This is a genomic window from Bradyrhizobium sp. 134, from assembly GCF_023074155.1.
Taxonomy (GTDB): Bacteria; Pseudomonadota; Alphaproteobacteria; order Rhizobiales; family Xanthobacteraceae; genus Bradyrhizobium.
Genome location: NZ_JADPKX010000006.1, coordinates 271,366 through 294,517 on the forward strand (window position 1 = coordinate 271,366; position 23,152 = coordinate 294,517).

The window sequence follows — 23,152 nt, forward strand, 5'->3', positions numbered from 1 at the left end:
CGAGTTCGTAGCCTGTATGGAGCGGTAGCTTAATCCAGGAGAACTGCTCGCGCCGGATACGGTGCCCCGGATTTCGCTTCCGCTCCATCCCGGGCTACGGGCGGTGATCGTTGGGGGCGCGAAGCGATCCAAAAACAAAAACCCCGGCATCGCTGCCGGGGTTTCGCATTTTGTCGTTTGCCGGAATGGCTGGATCAGAAATCCATGCCGCCCATGCCGCCGCCCGGAGGCATCGCCGGACCGGCGCCGCCCTTCTTGGGCAGCTCGGCGACCATGGCTTCCGTGGTGATCAGGAGAGCCGCAACCGAGGCCGCGTTCTGGATCGCCGCGCGAACCACCTTGGTCGGGTCGATGATGCCCTTCTTGACGAGATCGCCGTATTCGCCGGTCTGCGAGTCGAAGCCGTAAGCGTATGACTTGTTCTCGAGGATCTTGCCGACGATCACGGAGCCGTCTTCACCGGCGTTGATCGCGATCTGCCGAGCCGGCGCGGAGAGCGCCTTGCGCACGATCTCGACGCCGGTCTTCTGGTCGTCGTTCTTGGTGCGCAGGCCCTTGAGCTGCTCGGAGGCACGGAGCAGGGCGACGCCGCCGCCCGGGACGATGCCTTCCTCGACCGCGGCGCGGGTCGCATGCATCGCGTCATCGACGCGATCCTTGCGCTCCTTCACCTCGACCTCGGTCGCGCCGCCGACGCGGATCACCGCGACGCCGCCCGCGAGCTTGGCAAGACGCTCCTGGAGCTTCTCACGGTCGTAGTCCGAGGTGGTTTCCTCGATCTGCGCCTTGATCTGGGACACGCGCGCCTCGATGTCGGCCTTCTTGCCGGCGCCATTGACGATCGTGGTGTTCTCCTTGTCGATCATCACCTTCTTGGCGCGACCGAGCATGGCGAGCGTGACGTTCTCCATCTTGATGCCGAGATCTTCAGAGATCGCCTGACCACCGGTCAGAACCGCGATGTCCTGCAGCATGGCCTTGCGGCGATCGCCGAAGCCCGGAGCCTTGACGGCCGCGACCTTCAGACCACCGCGCAGACGGTTCACGACAAGCGTGGCCAAAGCCTCGCCTTCGACGTCTTCGGCGACGATGACCAGCGGCTTGCCGGTCTGCACCACGGCTTCGAGCAGCGGCAGCAGTTCGTTCAGGTTGGAGAGCTTCTTCTCGTTGATCAGGATGTAGGCGTCGTCGAATTCAACGCGCATCTTGTCGGCGTTGGTGACGAAGTAGGGCGAGATGTAGCCACGGTCGAACTGCATGCCTTCGACGACGTCGAGTTCGGTCTCGAGCGACTTGGCTTCCTCGACCGTGATGACGCCCTCGTTGCCGACCTTCTTCATGGCGTCGGAGAGGAACTTGCCGATTTCGGCGTCGCCGTTGGCGGAGATGGTGCCGACCTGGGCGATTTCCTCGTTCGAGGTGACCTTCTTGGAGTTCTTGACGAGGTCGGCGACCACGGCTTCCACCGCCATGTCGATACCGCGCTTGAGGTCCATCGGGTTCATGCCGGCGGCAACCGACTTGGCGCCTTCGCGCACGATCGCCTGGGCCAGCACGGTGGCGGTGGTGGTGCCGTCGCCGGCCGCGTCAGCGGACTTGGAGGCGACTTCGCGCACCATTTGCGCGCCCATGTTCTCGAACTTGTCGTCGAGCTCGATCTCCTTGGCGACGGTGACGCCGTCCTTGGTGATGCGGGGAGCGCCGAACGACTTGTCGAGCACGACGTTGCGGCCCTTGGGGCCGAGAGTGACCTTCACCGCGTTGGCGAGGATGTCGACGCCGCGAAGCATCTTGTCGCGTGCATCGACGCCGAATTTGACTTCTTTAGCTGCCATCTGAATTTTTCCTTGAGAGGTTTAGCTGGGGGAGAGAGGGGCTCTTAGGCCGCCTTCTTCTTGGAAGCGGGGACGTCGAGGACGCCCATGATGTCGCTTTCCTTCATGATCAGCAGATCGACGTTGTCGATCTTGACCTCAGTGCCAGACCACTTGCCGAACAGCACGCGGTCGCCGACCTTCAGGTCGATCGGGATCAGCTTGCCTGCTTCGTCGCGGCCACCCGGGCCCACGGCGACGATCTCGCCCTGCGAGGGCTTTTCCTTGGCCGTGTCGGGAATGATGATGCCGCCAGCGGTCTTCTCTTCTGCGTCGATGCGCTTGACCACGACGCGGTCGTGAAGCGGACGGAATTTCATGCAGTTCTCCTAAGCTTTTGCACAAGTTGGGAATTTTGGGTTGTTAGCAGTCTGCGCCCGCGAGTGCTAGCACAGGCACAGCTGAGATAGGGCAGGATTTTGGCGGGAGCAAGGGCTTGTAGCAGAAAAATAGCACTCGGAAGCGCCGCCTGCCAAAATCTCTTTCCATCGTTAATCGCGCTCCGCGCCCGTATTAGCACGGAGCCGCATCTGCTGCTAACGCATTGAATTTCAACAGCTTGTTAAACTTTTGGGCTTGAGATGGATTGTCAGTTTGCGTCACATTTCACTCATGTGAGCGCATCTCCACCGGGTGGCTCGTAGGGCGCGTACCGGAAAGCCATCCCTTGAATATGCGCTCCTGCAAAGGAGGTTGGCATGGTCTCGCGAGTTGGGGTTGTTTCCGACGACTTCCGGAAACAGGTGCTGGGTTACGGGCTGACGACGGCAGAAATTCTCTACCGGATGCCGGATCATCGCTCGCTGCTCCAGACCTATGTCTGGCAGAACTACGACATGTTTCCGAAATTTCCGGCGCTGACGGATTTCCTGGCGTTCTGGCAGAAGAAGCTCGACGGTCCGCTGTTCTCGGTCACGGTCGCGCATTCCAAGCTGATCAAGCCGGCCGAGCTGCGCGCGGTCGACGGCATATTCCGGCTGCATTGAAGGCGAGCGTGGTGCTGTAGGGTGGGTTACGCTGACGCTAACCCATCCTACGATTTCGCATTCCGTGCTAACCTCTCCCCTATAACAACAGGGGAGACCGCCATGGCCAAGAAAGCAAAATCGCGTAGCGCGTCGCAGGCGGCGGTGAAGAAGCGAAGCGGGGCCAAACCCGCCGCACGATCGACGGCCCGCAAGGCGGTGAAGGCGAAAGCCCCCACGACAACGGCAAAGCCATCCATCAAGAAACCGGCGCGGCCCAAGCAGCGCATCGCGATCAGCCATCACCGTGAGGAGGACTTCAAGGCCGACGGTCTGCGCACCTACGCGAAGTATCGCGATCTCGGCATCGCCGCTGCGAGTCACGGGCTGGCGCAAGCGCACGTGATCCGGCTGCACGGCCCCTGCAACCCGGACGAGGTGTCGAAGCTGCACTTCCACGACGTCGAATTCCAGATGGTCTACGTGCTCAAGGGCTGGGTAAAGACCTATATGGACGGAGAGGGCGAGACGCTGATGAAAGAAGGCAGCGCCTGGACCCAGCCGCCGAAGATCAAGCACATGATCCTGGACTATTCGGACGACGTCGAACTGCTGGAGGTGATCCTGCCGGCCGAGTTCAGGACGGTGGAGTTGAAGGCGTAGGTGAAGCGGAGATCAGCCGCCGTCGTTGCAATAGCGTTTCCACATCGCGCGATAGGCATCGTCAACCGCTTGCGCGTATGAGACGGGATTGCCGGCGGCCGCAGCCCTGATCTGTCCGGGCAGTTCGCGGCGCAACTTATCGAGGTCGCCGATCTGCGCCCCACGGCTCGCTGCGATCTCGACATAGGCCTCATCGCTTTCCGCGACCCAGTCCGGCAGGCCCAGCGCGGCGAGGATGGAGCCGGCAGCACGGCTCGGCAGACTGTGACCGAGCTTCGCCACTACCGGCACGCCCATCTGCAAGGCTTCCCACGTGCTGACGCCGCCATTCTGCGGGAATGGGTCGAGGCCAATATCGACGCGATTGAACGCTGCCAGATGTTCGTCTCGCGACGTGGCTCCGAGCAGGTCGACGCGTTCGGACGGCAACCGGCAAGCTGCAAACCGCGCCAGCAGATTGTCGCGGACCAGCTGAGCGTCCAGCGCAGTATCCTTGATCAGCAGTCGCGAACCCGGCACCCGCTCAAGAATCCTGGACCAGACGTCCACCGCCTCGTTCGAAATCTTGCTGATGCGGTTGAAGACACCGAATGTGATGAAGCCGTTCGCGATCGCCGGCGTCGGCGCCCGCGCAATCCCGGCCGGCAGCGGCGCCAGCGTCACAAAGCACGGCAGGTCAACGACGGTCTCCGCAAACAGATGCCGAACCGCGGCAGGAATCGCGACCGGGTCCGAGAATAGATAATCGATCGTTGGCAGCCCGGTGCCGGTGCCGTGGCCCCAGCCATGCACTTGAACTGGTGCCGGCTTGCGCGCAAACACACCGAGGCGGTTTCCGCTGGTATGGCCGGACAGATCGATCAGGATATCGACACCATCGGCGCGGATCTGGGCGGCGAGGCGATCGTCGGACCATTGCGAGGCGTCGCGCCAGCGATCGGCGATCCCCTGAAATTCGCGGGTCGTCGCATCCGTTTTCGGTGAACAAGCGTAGCACACGATCTCGAACTGTGCCCGATCATGGTGCTGCAGGACCGGCTTGAAAATGAACGCCGCCGAATGTGCGTGAAAATCCGACGAGACATAACCCAGCACCAGACGGCGATCCGGATCGCGGCTGTTGTCATGTGGTCCCGCCGCTGCTGAGGCGATCTTCGCACCGATCTGCTCCCACCATACACGTCGCGCTTGCTGATGCTGCGCAACGCTGGCGTCGGCCATAAAATCGAGGGTGAATATCTTGCTGGAGATCGTGCTCTGATCGGGCTCGATGTCGAGAGCTCTGTCGAAACTGGCGAGGGCTTCGTCGACCCGGCCAAGTGCCGCGAGACATTGGCCGAGCAGGCTGTGGGCCTGAGAGAAGCCGGGATCGGCCGCGAGAGCCTTCTCGCAATCGGACAATGCTTCGGCAACTTGCCGGGTCAGGAGCAAGATGCTGGCCCGCCAGAGCCATCCATTCGCGTCGTCAGGTGCCAGGGCGATTGCGCGATTGCAATCCGCCATGGCTTCGCCGAATCGCTGAAGCTCCCGCAAGGCAACGGCGCGGCTCGACAGCGCCGAGGCATAGTCAGGCTTGATCGATAACGCGCGGTTTAAGCTTGCGACAGCCTCGTCATAGGCGCGCAGACGGCAGAGCGCCCAACCCCGGCCGTTATGGGCTTCGGAAAGTTTTCCGTCGATTGCGAGCGCCTTGTCGTAGCTCTCGAGCGCTTCCTGGTAAAGTTCAAGGGCCGCGCTCGCGTTACCGAGATTGGACAGGGCCAAGGCGTAGTTGGGCCGGAGGGCGAGGGCTTTTCGATAGCTCTCGCGGGCCTCATTGTGACGTTTTAGCCCGTTGAGCGCGACACCCAGGCTCATATGAGCTTCGGCAGATCGCGGATCCACGGCCACCGCTCGGCTCAGCAGAACTTGCGCTTGCTGATAGTTTTTGGCTTCAGCCTCCAAAGCGCCCAGCAAATGCAGCGCGATGAATTGGTTGGGTGCGAGCTCCAGGAGTTCGCGATAGGCCGTCTTTGCCTCGCGCAGAAGTCCCGCTTTGTGCAGCTGGAGGGCGCGCGCGAGCAACGGCCCTACGTCGGCTTTTTGTCGTTTCTGAAGCCGGGAATTTTGAAATGCACGCTGGCCGACGCTGTCGCTCATGAATCAATTCCACCCGAATCTCCTGAGGAGATTAACATGGAAGGATTGTCGCGATTGCGCTGCGCTCCATCGGAGCTACGAGGGCGCCAGCCTCGCACAAGCCTCGCCGCGGATCGACCCGCTACCGCTCGAGATAGCCCAATTCCGTGCTCATGACCTTGCGAGCATATTCGCTGAAGGCATCGATCAACCGGGCGCGAGCGGCATAAGGTGGATAGAGCAGTGCGATCGTAACGGGGACCGCCGGGTTGAAGGGGCGCGTGGTCAGAGCCGCGCCAGAGCTTTCGTCATGCGCGGCAATCGGGTTGATAATGCTGATGCCAAGGCCCGCCGCGACCAGGGCGCAGACCGATGCGCCCAGATCGGTCTCCGCAACAATGCGGCGCGTGACGCCCGCCTGCGCGAAGATCGTATCGATGCGATCGTAGAGTGGACTCCCCGTGGCGAAGGAAATGAAGGCCTCGTCGGCGAAATCGGCAGGGCGCAGCGTCTTCTTCTGTGCAAGACGATGCGTCTTCGGCATGATCGCGACGCAACGCGTCTTGAGCACCGGCTCGACATGCACCCCCGCAACCTCGCCGTAGAGCATTGCCAATCCGGTGTCGCAAAGCCCGGAACTGACCCAGTCGTGCACGGCGCTCGCCGTGCCGGATCGGATCGAGATCATCACATGCGGATAGTCCACCTTGAAGCGTGCCGCGATGCGTGTCAGCAGGCCGCCGGCCAGGCGCGGCATCGCCGCAACACTTAACCGACCCATACCGAACGAGCGGATGCTGGCTGCGCTGGCCTCCAGTCCCGCCAGGCCGATGAAAGTCTTCTCGACCTCCTGGAAAAAGCGCGATCCGTCCACGGTGGGACGGAGGCGGCCGCCGCTGCGGTCGAACAGCGGGAACTGCGTGATCGCCTCCAGCTGTCCGATCAGGCGGCTGATCTGGGGTTGCGAGGTATGCATGCGCTGAGCCGCCTGCGTCATCGATCCCGTCGCGAAGACCGCCCGAAAAGCCTCCACATGCTTCAGGCCCATCCGTCTGCTGGCCATATCAAATCCGTATAGGAGAGTATGAAACTGGAATTTCATCAGATCGGGCTTTTGGACGATAGTCCAGAGCACGGAGCTGTTTGCACGGAGCTGTCCTGGGTTTGCTCACCCACCGTGGACGGCGTCACCGGCATTCGCAACAAGAGAGGGACATATGAAAGCGACGATGATCAAGGCACTGGCCGCGGCGACCGTCGCTGGTGTTCTTCTTTCCAGCGAGGCCATGGCCCAGGGTGCGGGCAGGCTGGACAAGATCCGTGAGAGCGGCTCGATCACATTGGGGTACCCCGAGACCTCGGTGCCCTTCGCCTATCTCGACGGCAACCAGAAGCCGATCGGTTACACCGTGGAAATCTGTGAACAGGTGGTGCAGGCGATCAAGACGGCCCTCAAGCTTCCCAAGCTCGAGGTTCGCTACAACCCCATAACCTCGGCGACACGTATTCAGCTGCTCGCCAACGGCACGATCGATCTCGAATGCGGCAACACGACCAATAATGTCGAGCGGCATAAACTCGTTGCCTTTGCTCCCACCACCTTCGTTGCGCAGGTCGTCCTCGTCGCGCGCAAGGATGGCGGGGTCGATGTCAACGACCCGGCTTCGTTTCGCGGCAAGGCCATCGCCGCCCAAGCCGGCGGCCAGACTTTCAAGGTGATTACGCTGATCAACGCCAAGAACAATCTCAGCATCACGGTGGTGCCGGCCAAGGACACCGCCGAGACCTTCTTGTTGGTATCGACGGGCCGGGTGGCCGGCACCGCCAACGATGACGGTCTCGCCTATGCCACGGTCGCCTCGTCCAGAACGCCGGATGACTTCCTGATCGGTAGCAAGAGCCTTGAGACGGCGCCCTATGGTATCGTCCAACCCAAGGATGATCCTGCTTTCAAGAAGATGGTCGACGATGCCGTGATCGACCTGATGAAGAGCGGGCAGATTGCGGCGCTCTACGACAAATATTTCAATTCACCGATTCCACCGCATGGCCTCAACCTGAAATTCCCGATGAGCGCCGCCCTCAAGCGGGCGCTGGCCAACCCGACCGATTCCGGCGACCCGGCAGTCTACGAATGACGCGACAAGCGCTCTAGAGGTCTCGCAATGGCACATCAACACGACACGAGTCCGGCGGGCGCCGGGTTGCCACCCATCGACCTGCGCAGCGATACCGTCACCAAGCCGACCGAGGCGATGTATGCCCGCATGGCCTCTGCGCCGCTCGGCGATGACGGGCTGGACGGTGACCCCACGGTGCAGGAGCTGGAGGCCGTCGCGGCTGCGGCGTTGGGCAAGGATGCCGGCCTGTTTGTGCCGAGCTGCACAATGGCCAATCTGCTGGCGACGCTGGCGCAGTCGCAGCGCAGCGAACAGATCGTGCTGGAATCGAATGCCCATATGTACACCTCGGAACGAGGGGCGGCGACGTTTACGGGGCAGTTCTACCTCGCCATTGCCGGCACCGCCGGCGCAATGGATCTGAATTTGCTGGAGGACGCCCTGCAGGGCGAGGGGCTCAAGCTCGGGACCGCTCTTGTCGCAATGGAAACCTCGCACAACAACGCGAGCGGCGCCGTATTGCCGCTGGATCATATGCAGGCCGTGCACGCTATGGCCTCGGCCCGCGGTGTCCCGGTGCATCTCGACGGTGCGCGGCTGTTCAACGCCGCCGTCGCCCTTGAAACGGCGCCGGCCGAAATTGCGAGACATTGCGACACGGTTTCTCTGTGTTTGTCGAAGGGCCTGAGCGCACCCGCCGGTGCCGTGCTCGCCGGGCCACGCGCAGTGATCGACAGCAGCCGCAGGTTTCGCCGCATGCTGGGAGGCACGCAGCGTCAGATCGGCGTCCTGGCCGCGGCCGGCCTGGAGGCGGTTCAGGTCATGGGGACGCGTCTGGCGGACGATCACCGGCGTGCGCGGGTCCTGAGTGATGCGTTGAACGGGATGCATCCAAAGATCAGCGCGACAATCCCGCAGACGAATATCGTGCAGATTGATGTCTCTCTCTCCGGGCGCGACAGCGCCGTGTGGTCGGGGGCTCTGGAGAGGGAGGGCCTGAGGGCGAGGCCCTGGGGCAGGCGTCGATTGCGCTGCGTGACCCATCGCCATATCGATGATGCGGATATTGATCGCGCGGTCATGGCATTTCGCACCGTGGCCGCAGCTTTGGCTTAGAGCATCCGTCAGCGTGAACGAACCGAACGCGGTTTCTCAACCGTGCGAAGCCAGGCTCATGTTTCGTGTTTATAGATTCCAAGGCTTAGGCGCTCGACTCTCTCCGCCGTCATTGCGAGGAGCCCTTGCGACGAAGCAATCCAGACTGTTTCCAAAGATTCATTTCTGGATTGCTTCGCTGCGCTCGCAATGACGAGCGGAGAGAGCCTAGGCCAGCACACCCACCACCGCTCCCATCAGACACGTTGTCAGCGTCCCCGACACGATCGACTTCAGCCCGAGCGCGTTGATTTCCTCGCGCCGTTCCGGCGCCATCACGCCGAGCCCGCCGATCATGATGCCGAGGCTGGCGAAATTGGCGAAGCCGCACATCGCATAGAGCATGATCAGGCGCGAGCGCGGATCGAGCGTGCCGGGCGGCAGCTTCGAGAAGTCGACATAGGCGATCAGCTCGTTCAGGACGGTTTTCGTGCCCATCAGGCTGCCGGCGGTGATCGCCTGGTCCCACGGCAATCCCATCAGCCAGCATACCGGCGCCATCACGAGGCCGAGCAGGCGCTGCAACGAGATCGCGGCGCCGCCGATATCCGGCAGCAGGCCGAGGATCGCATTGACGAGATAGACCAGCGCCACCAGCACCAGCAGCATGGCGACGATGTTGATCAGCAGCTCGATCCCGGCGCCGGTCCCTTTCACGATCGCATCCATCGTGCCTGAGACCTCCATCTCGGGAGCCTCCAGCGCGCCGCCGGTGTGCTTGTCCGATGTCTCGGGCACCATGATGAGGCTAACCAGGATCGCGGCCGGCGCGCCCAGCACCGACGCGATGACGAAATGCGCGGCTGCGTCGGGAATGAGGGGAGCAAGCAGCGTCGCATACAGCACCAGCACCGTGCCGGCGATGCCGGCCATGCCGCCGGTCATCACCAGGAACAACTCGCTGCGGGTCATCTGCGCGAGATAAGGCCGCACGAACAGCGGCGCCTCGACCATGCCGAGAAAGATGTTGGCGGCGGTCGAGAGCCCGACCGCGCCGCCGACGCCGAGCGTCCGCTCCAGCAGCCAGGCCATGCCGCGCACGACCGGCGGCAGCATGCGCCAATAGAACAAGAGCGTCGTCAGCACGCTCATGACCAGCACGATCGGCAGCGCCTGGAATGCTAGGACGAAATCGGCACCCGGTGCTTTCAGATCGAAGGGCAGGGGACCGCCGCCGACATAGCCGAACACGAAAGAGGAGCCGGCGCGCGAGGCCGCCGAGATCGCGCCCACGGCGTCGTTGATAGCACCGAAGGCGCGCGCGACGACAGGCACCTTCAGGAGAACGATCGCGGTGACGAAGGTGGCGACGAGGCCGATCGCCGCCTGGCGCAGCGAGGCCGCGCGGCGGTTCTCGCTCAGGACCAAGGCGATCAACAGCAATGCGAAAACGCCGAGTGCCGATTGCAGCCGCAGCATGATGTCCCCAAACCCCGATGATTATGGCCACCCCTGCGTTGCAAACGCAATGCCGGGAGATTGTCGGAGCGTCCCGCTGTTGACAAGCAGGTCCGCGTCAGCCACGCGGAGCACGTCGACATCAGGAGCCGGATAGTCCGAGGGTGACCGAACAGGCGATGCCAGACCAGCCAATATCGGGAAACCCGCCGGTCAGTGCCCGCGCGCTCCTCTCCCATCGCGCCTTCCTGTTCTTTCTGCTCTCGCGCAGCCTGTCGCGTTTCTCCAGCCAGATTGCGGCGGTCGCGATCGGCTGGCAGATCTACGATCTCACCGGCTCGGCCTTCGACCTCGGCATGGTCGGCCTCGTGCAATTCCTGCCCACGGCGCTGTTGGTGTTCGTCGCCGGCCATGCCGCCGACCGCTACGAGCGCAAGCGCGTGGTCCAGCTCTGCCAGCTCGTGGAAGCCGCGACCGCGCTCTATCTCGGCGTCATCACCTATCTCGGCCTGGTCAGCGAAGTTCAGATTTTCGTGGCGACCTTCGTGCTGGGCATTGCCGGGGCCTTCGAAAGTCCGACCACTGCTGCGCTGCTGCCGGCGATCGCGCCGCAGGGCTCGCTCCAGCGCGCCACCGCCGTCTCCAGCGGAGCGGCGCAGGTCGCGACTATTACGGGGCCGGCGCTCGGCGGTTTTGCCTACGCGGTTGCGCCGCATCTCGCCTACGCGGTGATGGTTCTGTTCTGGATCTTCGGGATGATCCTGACCGGCTTCATCCGGCCGCGCCCGCAGGCGATCGCCAAGGATATCGCGGGCGCCGACAATATCTTCGCCGGCGTCCGCTTCATCCGCAGCAATCCGGCGATCCTCGGCACCATCTCGCTCGATCTGTTCGCGGTGCTGTTCGGCGGCGTCACCGCGCTTCTGCCGATCTATGCCCGCGACATCCTCCAGACCGGTCCGATGGGGCTCGGGATCCTGCGCGCCGCGCCTGCGGTCGGCGCGTTGCTGATGACCATGGTGCTGGCCCGTCACGCCATTTCGCGGCACGTGGGCCTGCGCATGTTTCAGGCCGTGATCGTGTTCGGCGTCGCAACAATCGTGTTCGCTTTGTCGTCCTGGATGTGGCTGTCGGTGCTCGCGCTCGCCGTTCTCGGCGCGGCCGATACGATCAGCGTCGTGATCCGCTTCTCGCTGGTGCAGCTCGCGACCCCCGACGAGATGCGCGGTCGGGTCGGTGCGGTGAACTTCCTCTTCATCAACGCCTCGAACCAGCTTGGCCAGTTCGAGAGCGGGGTCGCCGCCGCATTGTTTGGCGCCATGCCGGCAGCCGTGCTGGGCGGCGTCTGCACGGTCGCGGTGGCGCTGTTGTGGATGAAGCTGTTTCCGAGCCTGCGGCAGGTGGAAAGCTTGGAGTAGGAGCTCGCTCGTTCTCTCCCCGTCATTGCGAAGCAATTTTGCGCTGGTGCGACGAAGCAATCCAGAATCTTGCCACAGTGGTAGTCTGGATTGCTTCGCTGCGCTCGCAATGACGATTGTTGAAGCAGTGCGGAGATTTAGCCGACTTCACGTCCGCTTGCGGAGCGAGGCCGCAACCCCATGCCGCCTACTGTGCATGGGGTTGTTTTCGCGTTTTTTATTCAGCCCCGTCCCACGAACGGCATCTTGGTTGCCATGACGGTCATGGTCAGCACGTTGGCATCGAGCGGCAGGCCGGCCATGTAGGCGACGGCGTCGCCGACCGCTTTCGCATCCATGCGCGGCTCCTGCTTCGACGTGCCATCGGGCTGCAGCACGCCCGGGCCGTTGACCATGCGGTCGGTCATGGGCGTTGCGGCGTTGCCGATGTCGACCTGCCCGACCGCGATGTCGTACATGCGGCCATCGAGGTTGGAGGCCTTGGTCAGGCCGGTGATGGCGTGCTTGGTCGAGGTGTAGGCGGCCGAGAACGGCCGCGGCGCATGCGCCGAGATCGAGCCGTTGTTGATGATGCGGCCGCCGCGCGGGCTCTGGTCCTTCATGATGCGGAAGGCGTGCTGGGTGCACAGGAACGGGCCGGTGAGGTTGGTGTTCACCACCGCCTGCCACTGCTCGAGGCTGAGATCCTCGAAGTTCACCGGCGGCGCGCCCATGCCGGCATTGTTGAAGAGCACGTCGAGCCGGCCGAAGGTGGCCTTCACCTTGTCGAACAGCGCGGCAATCGAGTCCGGCTTGGTCATGTCGGCGGTGACGCAGAGGCTTTTTCCCGCGGGGCCGAGCTTGGCCGTCTCCTCGAGCATGTCGGGCCGGCGCCCGACCAGCACCACGGTGAAGCCTGTGTTCATCAGGGCCAATGACGCAGCGCGCCCGACTCCGGTGCCGGCGCCCGTCACCACTGCGATCTTTTTCGCTTCACTCATCGTTTCCTGCCTTTTCTCTTGAGCTGTCAGGTTTTGGATTCTTTTTCGTTCTTGTAGGGCGGCCGTGGAATGTTCTGATGCGCGGCGCGCAAGGCCGCCGACCAGCGCGAGCGCAAATCGTGGAAATAGGGTTCGCCCGCCTCGATGCGGTGATTGAGATCGGCCTCGCAGGCGTCGGCGCGCACCACCAGCACGTCGATCGGCAGGCCGACGCCGAGATTCGAGCGCATGGTCGAATCCATCGAGATCAGCCCGGTCTTCAGCGCCTCGTAGAGTTCGACGTCGTAATGCATGGCGCGGTCGAGCACCGGCTTGCCGTATTTGTGCTCGCCGATCTGCAGATAGGGTGTGTCGGTGGTGCATTCGATGAAATTGCCGGCGGTGTAGACCATGAACAGGCGCATGCGCGCGCCGTTGATCTGGCCGCCGAACAGGAAGGACACGTCGAACGACACGTCCTCTGATTTGAGCGCCGGCCCTTCGGTCGCGTGCACGGCCCGGATCGCCCGGCCGATGCGCTGGGCGGCCTGGAACATGGTCGGCGCGTTCATCAGCGTCTCGATCTCACCCGTGTTGGGGTCTTCGAGGCCCTCGGTCAGCGTCGAGAGCACCGATTGGCTGATCGCGAGGTTGCCGGCGCTGGCGATCGCCATGATGCGGTCGCCGGGCTTGGAGAAGATGTGAAGCTTGCGGAAGGTCGACACGTTGTCGAGGCCGGCATTGGTGCGGGTGTCGGCGATCATCACCAGACCGTCCCGAACCAGAATTCCGCAACAATAGGTCATTTCCAGTCCCCGAACGCGTTTGCGCGGAATTACTAGCCAATTTCAACGGCCGCTCCAACCCCCGATTGCCGCGGGGCGGCAGGGTGGAAACCGACCGTGGGTGAGGGGCGCGCGCGGCGCGGTTCAGCTCTGCCGCTGGGACTGCGATTGCGACTGGCCGCCGCGGCCGGCCTGCTCGACCTTGACCGCGACCGACAGCGTCTCCGCGCCGCCGCCATAGCGGGTGCCGCGCACGGGGGCTGCGCCGAGATAATCGAGCCCGATCGCGACGCGGACATGGGCGTCGGTGGCGCAGATGCTGTTGGCAGGATCGAAGCCGACCCAGCCGAGACCGTCGACATAGGCCTCCGCCCAGGCATGGCCCGCGTCCTGGTGCACCGTGCCGTCGGAGCGCAAGAAGTGGCCGGAGACGAAGCGCGCCGGCACGCCGCCGCTGCGGGCGCAGGCGATGAAGATGTGCGCGTAGTCCTGGCAGACGCCGCGCTTGAGCGTGAACGCTTCCGCCGCCGACGTGCCGCTGTTGGTCGGGTCCTCGTCGAACGTCATGTGATCGCTGATTTGCGTCATCAGCGTGTGCAGGAAGCCGAGCGTGTCGCTCTCGGCCTCGCTGCGCAGCTGGCGCGCGACCGCATGCATCGCCGGATTGACTGTGGTGAGGTCGGTGGCGCGCAAGAACATGCCGGCCGGAAAGCGCTCATCGGCGCCGCGGAGAACGCCGCCGGTGTCGTGGGTCTCGATCAGGCCCTCGGCGGTGATCTTGATGTCGCCGACCGGTCCGCAGGACAGGACATGGGTGACGTTGCCGAACGCGTCCTCGTGGGTGTCGAGCTTGGTGTCGGTCGACACGTCGATCTGCCACTCCGCCACGTATTGCCCGTCATGGCTGCCGGGCGTCATGCGCAGGATCTGGATCACGCTCGTGGCCTGCGGCTCGTAGCGATAGGTGGTGGTGTGCAGGATTCGCAGGCGCATGGTGGACCGTGAAGTTAGTGGTTAGACCCGACTGCCTACTGCGAAGAAGCTCGTCATGCCCGGGCTTGTCCCGGGCATCCACGATCTTCTTCGCATGCGAAAGCAAGAACGTGGATGGCCGGGACAAGCCCGGCCATGACGATATCCCGTTTTCATCAGTCGGGGGACATCAGATCAAATACTGCTTCGTGATGATTTCGCCCAGTCTGGAATTGTCCGAGATGAATTCCTGAATGAATTCATGCACGCCATGCTGGAAAATGTCGTTCATATTGCTGTGTTCCAGCCGGTTGCGGATGCCGCGGGCATGGCGTTGGGCCGGGCCCTGGCGGCCATAGGCGACCCCGATCTGATCGAGATTGCGCACCAGATTGCCGTAGCAGCTTGCGAGCGAACGCGGCAGCGAATCGTTGAGGATGAGCAAATCCGCGATCAGCCAGGGTTTCAGTGTTTCGCGATAGACCCAGTGATAGGCCGTCAGTGCCGAAACCGAGCGCAGGATCGAGGTCCACTGGTAGAAATCGAGCGGGCCGCCGACATGCTCCTCCTCGGGCAGCAGCACATGGTATTTCACGTCGAGAATGCGCGCGGTGTTGTCGGCGCGTTCGAGATGCAGGCCCATCCGCGAGAACCAGTACGCGTCGTTGCGCAACATGGTCCGGTAGGCCGAGCCGTCGAAGCGCAGCGAGGTTTCCTGCACGAAGCGCAGGAACTTTGCGAGATCCTCGCGCGTGGAGGTCCCTCTGCTCCAGACCTCCTGCAATTCGATCCAGGCCGAGTTGATGGTGTCCCACATCTCGCTCGTCAGCGCTGTGCGCACCGAGCGCGAATTCAGCCGCGCCGCCTCGATGCAGTTCCTGATCGACGACGGATTGTCCGCCGAGAACGAGAGATAATCGACGACGTTGTGCTCGTTGGCTTCTTCGTACTGCTGATAGAAGCTTGCGGCGACGCCGGCAGTCAAAAGCGCCGAGTCCCATTCGTTGGTCTTGCCGATATAGGCGGCGGGAAGCGCGGTCACGCGCAGCGTCGCATCGATGGTGCGCGCGAGATACTCGGCCCGTTCGACGTAACGGGCGAGCCAATAGAGGTTTTCGGCGGTGCGCGACAGCATCTCTCTACTCGTCCAGGATCCAGGTATCTTTGGTACCGCCGCCCTGGCTCGAATTCACCACCAGGGAGCCTTCCTTCAAGGCAACGCGTGTCAACCCGCCGGGCACGATCGTGGTGCTCTTGCTGCCGGTGAGCACGAACGGCCGCAGGTCGACGTGGCGCGGCGCAAGGCCGGATGCCGTGCAGGTCGGGCAGGTCGAGAGCGCTAGCGTCGGCTGCGCAATGAAGCCTTCGGGCTCGCGCTTGAGCTTTTCGCGGAAGGCTTCGATCGTCGCCTTGGTCGCGGCAGGACCAATCAGCATGCCGTAGCCGCCCGAGCCGTGCACCTCCTTCACGACGAGTTCGCTCAGATGGTCCAGCACATAGGCGAGGTCCTTCGGCTCGCGGCAGCGCCAGGTCTGCACGTTCTTCAGGATCGGCTCCTCGCCGAGGTAGAATTTTACGATGTCCGGCATGTAGGAGTAGATCGCCTTGTCGTCGGCGATGCCGGTGCCGACGGCGTTGGCGAGCGTGATGTTGCCGGCCGCATAGGCCGACATCAGCCCGGGCACCCCGAGCGCGGAGTCGGGCCGGAAGGTGAGGGGATCGAGGTAGTCGTCGTCGACGCGGCGGTAGATCACGTCGACCCGTTTCACGCCCTCGGTCGTCCGCATGAACACTTCGTTGTTCTTGACGATAAGGTCGCGGCCCTCGACCAGCTCGATACCGAGCTTGTCGGCGAGGAAGGAGTGCTCGTAATAGGCCGAGTTGTAGACGCCCGGCGTGAGCAGCGCGACGGTCGGCTCGCCGGAGGCGCTTTGCGGCGCCACCGAGCGCAGGGCGGATAGCAGCTCGTCCGGATAGCGTTCGACCGGCGCCACCCTGTGACGGGCGAACAGGTCCGGAAACAGCCGCATCATGATCTCGCGGTTTTCCAGCATGTAGGACACGCCCGAGGGTGTGCGCGCATTGTCCTCCAGCACGATGAAGTCCTCGGCATCGACCCGGACGATGTCGATGCCGGCGATGTGCACGTAGACGTCGTGCGGCACCTGCTGACCGTTCATTTCGGGACGGAAGACCGGGTTCTGAAAGATGAGGTCGTCGGGCACGATCTCGGCGCGGAGGATGTCGCGGCCGTGATAGATGTCGCGCAGGAACATGTTGAGCGCGCGCACGCGCTGCTTCAGGCCCTTCTCCAGCAGCGACCATTCCTTGCCGGACATGATCCGCGGGATCACGTCGAAGGGGATCAGGCGCTCCGTCGACTCGGAGTCCCCATAGACCGCGAAGGTAATGCCGATGCGGCGGAAGAGGAGCTCGGCCTCCTGGCGGCGATATTCGAGCGCCTCGGGAGGCGTCTCCTTGAGCCAGCGCGCCAGCTCCTGATAGGCAGGGCGAAGGTCCCCACCGGGAATGTTCATTTCATCAAACGCGACTGCCATAGATCCCGACTTGTCTCCGCAAGGCGTTGCGCCATTCGACAGGCCGCGAGGCCTTGGTGAAGACCGCAACGTCCTGGCCATACGGCAAGAGTGCATGACTTTCATGCGGTAGCAAGGGCCGGGCCAGCGCGATAAGCATGGGGAGAGGACATTTGCCGGGGATGGCCGGCGGCTTGCCTGAAAAAATGGCTGAGGACTGCTTATTTCGGCAGCAAAAGCGCGTGACTTCAACGCGTTACCTCGGCAAAGTCGGGCCGACGGGTGAGGGATTTGAGGTATGAGCGAGATCGTCACGGCGGGTATTCTGGTCATTGGGGACGAAATCCTGTCCGGCCGGACCAAGGACAAGAACATCGGCTTCATCGCCGAATACCTGACCAATATCGGCATCGACCTGAAGGAGGTCCGGGTCGTCTCCGACGACGAGCCCGACATCATTGCCGCGTTGGATGCACTGCGGCATCGCTACACCTATGTCTTCACCACCGGTGGCATCGGGCCGACCCATGACGACATCACCGCTGATAGCGTCGCCAAGGCGTTCGGCGTCGGCATCGACCATCACCCGGAGGTGGTCGCCCGTTTCCGCGAGCGCTGGAGCGAGCAGGACCTCAACGAGGCCCGCCTGCGCATGGCCCGCATCCCTGATGGTGCCGAGCTGATCCAGAGCGCGACCATCCTCGCCCCCGGGTTCAAGATCGGCAATGTCATCGTGATGGCAGGCGTGCCCTCGATCATGCAGGCGATGATGGATATCGTCTCGCCCAAGCTGAAATCGGGCGTGCGCATGCTCTCCGAATCGGTGCGCGCCAATGCGCGGGAAGGCGACATCGGCAGCCCGCTGCGGGCGATTGCCGCCCAACATCCCGACACCATCATCGGCAGCTATCCCTTCATGGATGAAGAGCAGAAGCCGAACACCAATCTGGTGGTGCGCTCGCGCGATGCGGACAAGCTCGCAGCCGCAATGGCGGCGGTGAAGGAAATGCTGGCGGGATTGAACATCACCCGCTAGCAACCTAGCTGCCGGCAGACGAAGCAGGAGACGACGATGGCTGGTGAAGCACCGGAATTAAGTGCGGAGGAACGGGCGGGCCGCCCCTTTCCGGTCTCGTGGGACCAGTTCCACCGAGATTGCCGGGCACTGACCTGGCGGCTCAATGAGGTTGGTCCGTTTCATGCGGTGATCGCGATCACCCGCGGCGGCCTTGTGCCCGCCGCTATCGTGGCGCGCGAGCTTGGCGTGCGCGTGATCGATACGGTCTGCATCGCCAGCTACGACCACGACAAGCAGGGCGACCTCAAAGTGCTGAAAGGCATTTCCGAAGACGTGATGAAACTCGGCGGCGGCACCGGCAAGGGGCTTTTGATCGTCGACGACCTCGTGGATACCGGCAAGACCGGCAAGCTGGTGCGCGCGATGCTCCCCGACGCGCATTTCGCCACCGTCTACGCCAAGCCGAAGGGACGTCCGCTGGTCGATACCTTCATCACGGAAGTCTCGCAGGACACCTGGATCTTCTTCCCCTGGGACACCGCGCTGTCCTATCACCCGCCGCTTCGCGACGGGGCGGCGTGAGTATCGCCGTCATTGCGAGCGCAGCGAAGCAATCCAGAAATGTGTCCGCGGAAATAGTCTGGATTGCTTCGTCACTTCGCTCCTCGCAATGACGGGCGGAGGCGACCATGCCCCTGCAAAACCGCGTCACGCCGACTGGCGAGATCATCGCGACATCACATCGCGGGATGTTCACCGGCAACCGCGGCATCATCCATGATCCCGCGACGAAGACGCTGCTGAAGAAGCGCTGGTCGTCGCCGGCCTGGATCGTTTGCCTGTGTGAATTCCGCGACTGGCGGCGGCCGGTGATGGCGCGGCGGAGCTGGACCGAGCTGTTCTTTCTTGACGAGGCCACCGCTTTCGGCGCAGGTCACCGGCCCTGCTTCTTCTGCCGCCGCGATGATGCCAAGCGCTTTCGCCTTGCATGGGAGATGGGCAACAGTGCAAGCGGCATCAGCGCCAAGGCGATGGATGCCGTACTGCATCGGGAACGGCTCGATCGCGGCAAGAAACGGCTGCATGCGCTGCCGAGGCCGCTCGCGGAATTGCCGGACGGCGCGATGGTGCAACAGGGCGATGATTGCTTCCTCGTCGCGCAGGGCAGGACGCTGCTGTGGTCACCCGCAGGCTACGCCCCGCATAGCAGCGCCCTCGATCACCCGCTGTTGCTGACGCCGCCTTCCACGTTGCGCGCGATCATCGCTGGATATCAACCTGTGCTGCATCCGACCGCACGCCCCTAGCGCAGCGGCTTACCGTTTTCATCCACTGTCGTGCTCCACCATCGCCTCGCAATTGAGAAGCACGGAACGATCCTCACCGCACGCCGGCAGCGCGATCGCCGCAAGCGTCGCAATAACGAAAGCGGATCGGTCACAGCCTTAACCCAGCTTCTCGCGTGCCAGCGCGGCACCGGCCCCGAGCGCCATCAGCTTGGCTTCGGCGATCTCGCGCCGCATCGGCGCCATGCCGCAGTTGGTGGTGGCGATGATGTTGCTCTTGGGCACGAATTTCGACACTGCGTCGATCACCTGCACGACATCCTCGGCGGTCTCGACCGTGTCGCTGGCGACGTCGATCACGCCGGCCTGCACGATCTTGGACTTGAGCAGCGCGAGCAGGTCGAGCGGTACCTTCGAGTTGCGGCACTCGATCGCGACCTGCTGGATCGGGCTGGCGTCGATCGCGGGAAAGATCTGCTCGTACTGCCGCCATTGCGCGCCGAGCGTTTCCTTCCAGTCGGTGTTGGCCTTGATGCCGTAGCCGTAGCAGATGTGCACGGCGGTGGCGCAGGTCAGGCCCTGCGCGGCGCGCCCCAGCGCCTTGATGCCCCAGTCGTTGACCTCGTCCATGTAGACGTTGAACGCGGGCTCGTCGAATTGCACGAGATCGACGCCATCGGCCTGCAGCGCCTTAGCTTCCTCGTTCAGGAGTTCGGCGAACGCAAAGGCCATCTTGACGCGGTCGCCATAGTAGCGATCGGCAATGGTGTCAATGATGGTCATCGGGCCGGGCAGGGTGAACTTGAGCTTCTTCCTCGTGTGCGCGCGGGCGACGCGCGCCTCGTCGGCGTGGACGCGGCTCTTCAGCCGGAGCGGGGCGACGACCTGCGGCACCATCGCCTTGTAGCGATCCTTGCGGATGCCCATCTCGACCTTGTGGGCGAAGTCGATGCCCTCGATCTTCTCCAGGAAACCGTGGACGAAATGCTGCCGGGCCTGCTCGCCCTCGGTGACGATGTCGATGCCGGCATCCTCCTGGACTTTGACGGCAAGCATCGTCGCATCGCGCTTGGCGCGGACAAGCTCCTCGCCCTGCGACTTCCAGGGCGCCCAGAGCATGTTGGGCTCGGCGAGCCATTCCGGCTTCGGCAAGGAGCCGGCGATCGTGGTTGGAAACAGCATGGCGGCCCTCACGGCGGGTTATGATTGCGCCCCTTCCTGCCATGTCTTAACGTCGAGGTACAGAACAACAAAAGTCGCCTTGAAACCGGCGGCGCCGGACCGGAAACGCCATGATCGAATTCTTCTTCGACTGTTCCAGCCCCTGGACCTATCTCGCCTTCCACAACATCCAACCGCTGGCCAGGGAGGTTGGCGCGGAGATCGTCTGGCGGCCGATCCTGGTGGGCGGCATCTTCAATACGGTCAACCCAAGTGTCTATGCGCAGCGTGAGACACCGGTGCCGTTGAAGGCGCGCTACATGAAAAAGGACCTTGCGGACTGGTCGCGCTCGGCCGGTCTCGCGATCAAGATGCCGCCGACGGTATTTCCGGTGAACAGCGTGAAAGCGATGCGCGGCTGCATGTGGCTCGGACAGGACTCGGTGCCTTTCGCCACGGCGGTGTTCGAGACCTATTGGGGCGAGGACAAGGACATCTCGCAGGACGCGGTGCTCGCCGAAATCTGCAGGAAGGTGGGCGTCGACGAGCAGAAATTCTTCGCGGGCATTTCGGGGCAGGGTATCAAGGATCAGCTCAAGGCCAACACCGAAGAAGTCGTCGCTCGCGGCGGCTTTGGCTCGCCGACGATCTTCGTCGGCAAGACCGACATGTATTTCGGCAATGACCGCCTGCCGTTGATCCGCGAGGCGCTGCTGCGCGGCAAGGCGAGCGCGGCCTGATGGTGCGGGCTGTCGTCTGCCGCGCGCTCGGCGCGCCCGAAAAATTGCAGCTTGAAGAGTTTCCGTCGCGCGACCTGAAGCCGGACGAAGTGCGCGTCGCGATCCGTGCTGCCGGCCTGAATTTTCCCGACGTGCTGATGGCGGCCGGCGAATACCAGCTCAAGCCGGAGCTGCCGTTCACGCCGGGCGTGGAGGCAGCCGGCGACGTCACCGAGGTTGGCGCAGAGGCGAGCGGCGTCGCCGTCGGCGACAAAGTCATCGTCAAGATGCGGCACGGCGCTTTCACGGATGAAGCCGTGGTGACACCGTCGCAGCTCACACCGATGCCATCGACGTTCGACTATGCGGAAGCCGCGACCTATCTCGCCGGGCACGGCACCGCCTATCACGCGCTGATCGACCGCGGCCGGCTCGAGCCGGGCGAGGTGCTGCTGGTGCATGGCGCCGGCGGGGGCGTGGGCCTTGCGGCCGTGGAAATTGGCAAGATGCTGGGCGCGACCGTGATCGCGACGGCGTCCAGCGACGAAAAGCTCGCGATCGCCAAGGCGCGGGGCGCCGATCATCTCGTGCGCTACGACCGCGAGCCGTTTCGTGATGCCGTCAAACGGATCACCGACGGTCGCGGTGCCGACGTCGTGTTCGATCCCGTTGGCGGCGAAGTGTTCGAGAATTCGATGCGTTGCATCGCCTGGGGCGCACGGCTGCTGGTGATCGGCTTCACCGGCGGCATCGGCTCGGCGAAAACCAATCTCCTGCTGATCAAGGGTGCCAGCGTGCTCGGCGTGCGAGCGGGCGAAGCGGTACGGAAAAATCCCGCGCTCGGCGAGATCAGGCTGAAGGCGTTGCTCCAATGGGCCGAAGAGGGCAAGCTCCGGCCTAACGTCTCGCACCGCCTGCCGCTGCAGGAGGTTGCGAAGGCGATGCGGCTGTTGCTCGACCGCAAGGCGATCGGGCGCGTGGCGTTGTTGATGGAGTGACGGTGTCGTAGGGTGGGCAAAGGCGCGTGAGCGCCGTGCCCACCATTTATCGGCAGCCGTGACAAGAATGGTAGGCACGCTTCGCTTTGCGCACCCTACGATGCCTTACTTGTACTCTCGCTCCGTCCACCACGGGAAATAATCCGGCATGTCGCTCGACACCTTGTTCTTGAACTGAGCCGGGCGCTTCTCCAGGAACGACACCACGCCTTCCTTCACATCGTCCGAGCGGCCGCGGGCGTAGATGCCACGGCTGTCGACCTTGTGGGCCTCCATCGGATCGTCGGCGCCCATCATGCGCCACATCATCTGGCGGATCAGTGCCACCGACACCGGTGCCGTCTTCGTCGCGAATTCCTTGGCGAGCGCGCGGGCGGTCGGCAGCAGATCATCGGGGGCTACGACCTTGCTGACGAGGCGTCCGGCGAGGGCTTCCTGCGCCGGGAAGACGCGGCCCGAATAGCACCATTCCAGCGCCTGCGAGATGCCGACGATGCGCGGCAGGAACCAGCTCGAGGCGGCCTCCGGCACGATGCCGCGCTGGGAGAACACGAAGCCGAAGCGCGCGGCGTCGGAGGCGATGCGGATGTCCATCGCGAGCTGCATGGTGACGCCGATGCCGACCGCGGGACCGTTCACCGCAGCAATCACAGGCTTGAGGCATTTGAAGATGCGCAATGTCACCTGGCCACCGCCGTCGCGCACCTGGGAATCGCTGTAGTCGACCTTGCCGTCGGCGAAGCGTTTGACGGGCCCACGCCGGGCGTCGCGATCGAACGTATCCGCGCCCGACGAAAGATCCGCGCCCGCGCAAAAGCCGCGGCCGGCGCCTGTGACGATGATGGCGCGGACGTCGTCGTCCTTGTCGGCTGCGTCGAACGCGTCGATCAGCTCTCCTTGCATCTGCGCGTTGAAGGCGTTGAGCTTGTCGGGCCGGTTCAGCGTGATGGTGAGGATCTGCTCGGCGATTTCGTATTTGATCGTCTCATACGCCATGGTGGTTCCC

Annotated in this window: 22 protein-coding genes; 10 read left to right on the forward strand and 12 right to left on the reverse strand. The window is 63.5% G+C overall.

The genetic code is table 11. From position 1 onward, the window contains the following. Positions 1 to 194: 194 nt before the first annotated feature. Positions 195 to 1,835, reverse strand: coding sequence for a chaperonin GroEL (gene groL / locus IVA75_RS02110; RefSeq protein ID WP_247287192.1), 1,641 nt, complete (start codon positions 1,833 to 1,835; stop codon positions 195 to 197). Positions 1,836 to 1,879: 44 nt separating this feature from the next. Then, complete coding sequence (locus IVA75_RS02115; protein ID WP_027518760.1) at positions 1,880 to 2,194, reverse strand: co-chaperone GroES; 315 nt, start codon at positions 2,192 to 2,194, stop codon at positions 1,880 to 1,882. A gap of 378 nt (positions 2,195 to 2,572) precedes the next feature. Here IVA75_RS02115 and IVA75_RS02120 point away from each other — a divergent pair, with 378 nt between their 5' ends. Together IVA75_RS02120 and IVA75_RS02125 are read left to right on the forward strand one after the other, a co-directional pair. Then, a complete protein-coding gene (locus tag IVA75_RS02120) occupies positions 2,573 to 2,860 on the forward strand; it encodes an usg protein (RefSeq protein ID WP_247287191.1) in 288 nt (95 codons plus the stop codon). Positions 2,861 to 2,962: 102 nt separating this feature from the next. Continuing rightward, positions 2,963 to 3,502 carry a cupin domain-containing protein gene (locus IVA75_RS02125; protein WP_247287190.1) on the forward strand — a complete coding sequence of 180 codons (540 nt, stop codon included), beginning with the start codon at positions 2,963 to 2,965 and terminating at the stop codon, positions 3,500 to 3,502. Between the two features lie 12 nt (positions 3,503 to 3,514). Here the strand turns inward: IVA75_RS02125 and IVA75_RS02130 are convergent, their stop codons facing one another. After that, positions 3,515 to 5,641 carry a tetratricopeptide repeat protein gene (locus IVA75_RS02130; RefSeq protein ID WP_247287189.1) on the reverse strand — a complete coding sequence of 709 codons (2,127 nt, stop codon included), beginning with the start codon at positions 5,639 to 5,641 and terminating at the stop codon, positions 3,515 to 3,517. Positions 5,642 to 5,762: 121 nt separating this feature from the next. After that, positions 5,763 to 6,722, reverse strand: coding sequence for a LysR substrate-binding domain-containing protein (locus IVA75_RS02135; protein ID WP_247287188.1), 960 nt, complete (start codon positions 6,720 to 6,722; stop codon positions 5,763 to 5,765). Between the two features lie 115 nt (positions 6,723 to 6,837). Here IVA75_RS02135 and IVA75_RS02140 point away from each other — a divergent pair, with 115 nt between their 5' ends. Then, positions 6,838 to 7,758: an amino acid ABC transporter substrate-binding protein gene (locus tag IVA75_RS02140; RefSeq protein WP_247287187.1), complete on the forward strand. Its 921-nt coding sequence runs from the start codon at positions 6,838 to 6,840 to the stop codon at positions 7,756 to 7,758. A gap of 27 nt (positions 7,759 to 7,785) precedes the next feature. Then, on the forward strand, positions 7,786 to 8,856 hold the full coding sequence (locus tag IVA75_RS02145; RefSeq protein WP_247287186.1) for a GntG family PLP-dependent aldolase: 1,071 nt from the start codon (positions 7,786 to 7,788) through the stop codon (positions 8,854 to 8,856). Between the two features lie 207 nt (positions 8,857 to 9,063). On the opposite strand, the gene IVA75_RS02150 is transcribed toward IVA75_RS02145, so the two are convergent. Further along, on the reverse strand, positions 9,064 to 10,314 hold the full coding sequence (locus IVA75_RS02150) for a nucleoside transporter C-terminal domain-containing protein (protein WP_247287185.1): 1,251 nt from the start codon (positions 10,312 to 10,314) through the stop codon (positions 9,064 to 9,066). Between the two features lie 158 nt (positions 10,315 to 10,472). Between IVA75_RS02150 and IVA75_RS02155 the strand changes: the two genes are divergently transcribed. Then, positions 10,473 to 11,711 (forward strand): MFS transporter, encoded by a 1,239-nt coding sequence (locus tag IVA75_RS02155; RefSeq protein WP_035961439.1) that lies wholly within the window; start codon positions 10,473 to 10,475, stop codon positions 11,709 to 11,711. Positions 11,712 to 11,932: 221 nt separating this feature from the next. Here IVA75_RS02155 and IVA75_RS02160 read toward each other — a convergent pair whose 3' ends face one another. From IVA75_RS02160 to IVA75_RS02180, 5 genes are all read right to left on the reverse strand, one after another. Continuing rightward, complete coding sequence (locus tag IVA75_RS02160) at positions 11,933 to 12,691, reverse strand: SDR family oxidoreductase (RefSeq protein ID WP_247287184.1); 759 nt, start codon at positions 12,689 to 12,691, stop codon at positions 11,933 to 11,935. Positions 12,692 to 12,717: 26 nt separating this feature from the next. After that, positions 12,718 to 13,476 (reverse strand): proteasome-type protease, encoded by a 759-nt coding sequence (locus tag IVA75_RS02165; RefSeq protein ID WP_027567755.1) that lies wholly within the window; start codon positions 13,474 to 13,476, stop codon positions 12,718 to 12,720. 123 nt (positions 13,477 to 13,599) lie between these two features. Next, on the reverse strand, positions 13,600 to 14,448 hold the full coding sequence (locus IVA75_RS02170) for a transglutaminase family protein (RefSeq protein WP_247287183.1): 849 nt from the start codon (positions 14,446 to 14,448) through the stop codon (positions 13,600 to 13,602). A gap of 169 nt (positions 14,449 to 14,617) precedes the next feature. Beyond that, positions 14,618 to 15,562: an alpha-E domain-containing protein gene (locus IVA75_RS02175; protein WP_027567757.1), complete on the reverse strand. Its 945-nt coding sequence runs from the start codon at positions 15,560 to 15,562 to the stop codon at positions 14,618 to 14,620. Between the two features lie 4 nt (positions 15,563 to 15,566). Then, the gene (locus IVA75_RS02180; RefSeq protein WP_027518749.1) at positions 15,567 to 16,985 is read right to left on the reverse strand and encodes a circularly permuted type 2 ATP-grasp protein; all 1,419 of its coding nucleotides are present in this window, start codon (positions 16,983 to 16,985) and stop codon (positions 15,567 to 15,569) included. Between the two features lie 277 nt (positions 16,986 to 17,262). On the opposite strand from IVA75_RS02180, the gene IVA75_RS02185 reads away from it, so the two are divergent. From IVA75_RS02185 to IVA75_RS02195, 3 genes are all read left to right on the forward strand, one after another. Then, on the forward strand, positions 17,263 to 18,000 hold the full coding sequence (locus tag IVA75_RS02185; protein ID WP_027567758.1) for a molybdopterin-binding protein: 738 nt from the start codon (positions 17,263 to 17,265) through the stop codon (positions 17,998 to 18,000). A gap of 36 nt (positions 18,001 to 18,036) precedes the next feature. Continuing rightward, a complete protein-coding gene (gene gpt, locus IVA75_RS02190) occupies positions 18,037 to 18,564 on the forward strand; it encodes a xanthine phosphoribosyltransferase (protein ID WP_007602504.1) in 528 nt (175 codons plus the stop codon). A 107-nt stretch (positions 18,565 to 18,671) separates the two neighbouring features. Next, positions 18,672 to 19,289, forward strand: coding sequence for a hypothetical protein (locus IVA75_RS02195; RefSeq protein ID WP_247287181.1), 618 nt, complete (start codon positions 18,672 to 18,674; stop codon positions 19,287 to 19,289). A 138-nt stretch (positions 19,290 to 19,427) separates the two neighbouring features. Here the strand turns inward: IVA75_RS02195 and IVA75_RS02200 are convergent, their stop codons facing one another. Then, complete coding sequence (locus IVA75_RS02200) at positions 19,428 to 20,450, reverse strand: methionine synthase (RefSeq protein WP_247287179.1); 1,023 nt, start codon at positions 20,448 to 20,450, stop codon at positions 19,428 to 19,430. 110 nt (positions 20,451 to 20,560) lie between these two features. Between IVA75_RS02200 and IVA75_RS02205 the strand changes: the two genes are divergently transcribed. After that, a complete protein-coding gene (locus tag IVA75_RS02205; RefSeq protein WP_247287178.1) occupies positions 20,561 to 21,169 on the forward strand; it encodes a 2-hydroxychromene-2-carboxylate isomerase in 609 nt (202 codons plus the stop codon). Next, positions 21,169 to 22,146 (forward strand): NADPH:quinone oxidoreductase family protein, encoded by a 978-nt coding sequence (locus IVA75_RS02210; RefSeq protein ID WP_247287177.1) that lies wholly within the window; start codon positions 21,169 to 21,171, stop codon positions 22,144 to 22,146. The genes IVA75_RS02205 and IVA75_RS02210 overlap by 1 nt, the downstream gene beginning before the upstream one ends. A gap of 105 nt (positions 22,147 to 22,251) precedes the next feature. On the opposite strand, the gene IVA75_RS02215 is transcribed toward IVA75_RS02210, so the two are convergent. Beyond that, positions 22,252 to 23,142, reverse strand: coding sequence for a crotonase/enoyl-CoA hydratase family protein (locus IVA75_RS02215; RefSeq protein WP_247287176.1), 891 nt, complete (start codon positions 23,140 to 23,142; stop codon positions 22,252 to 22,254). Positions 23,143 to 23,152 lie beyond the last annotated feature (10 nt).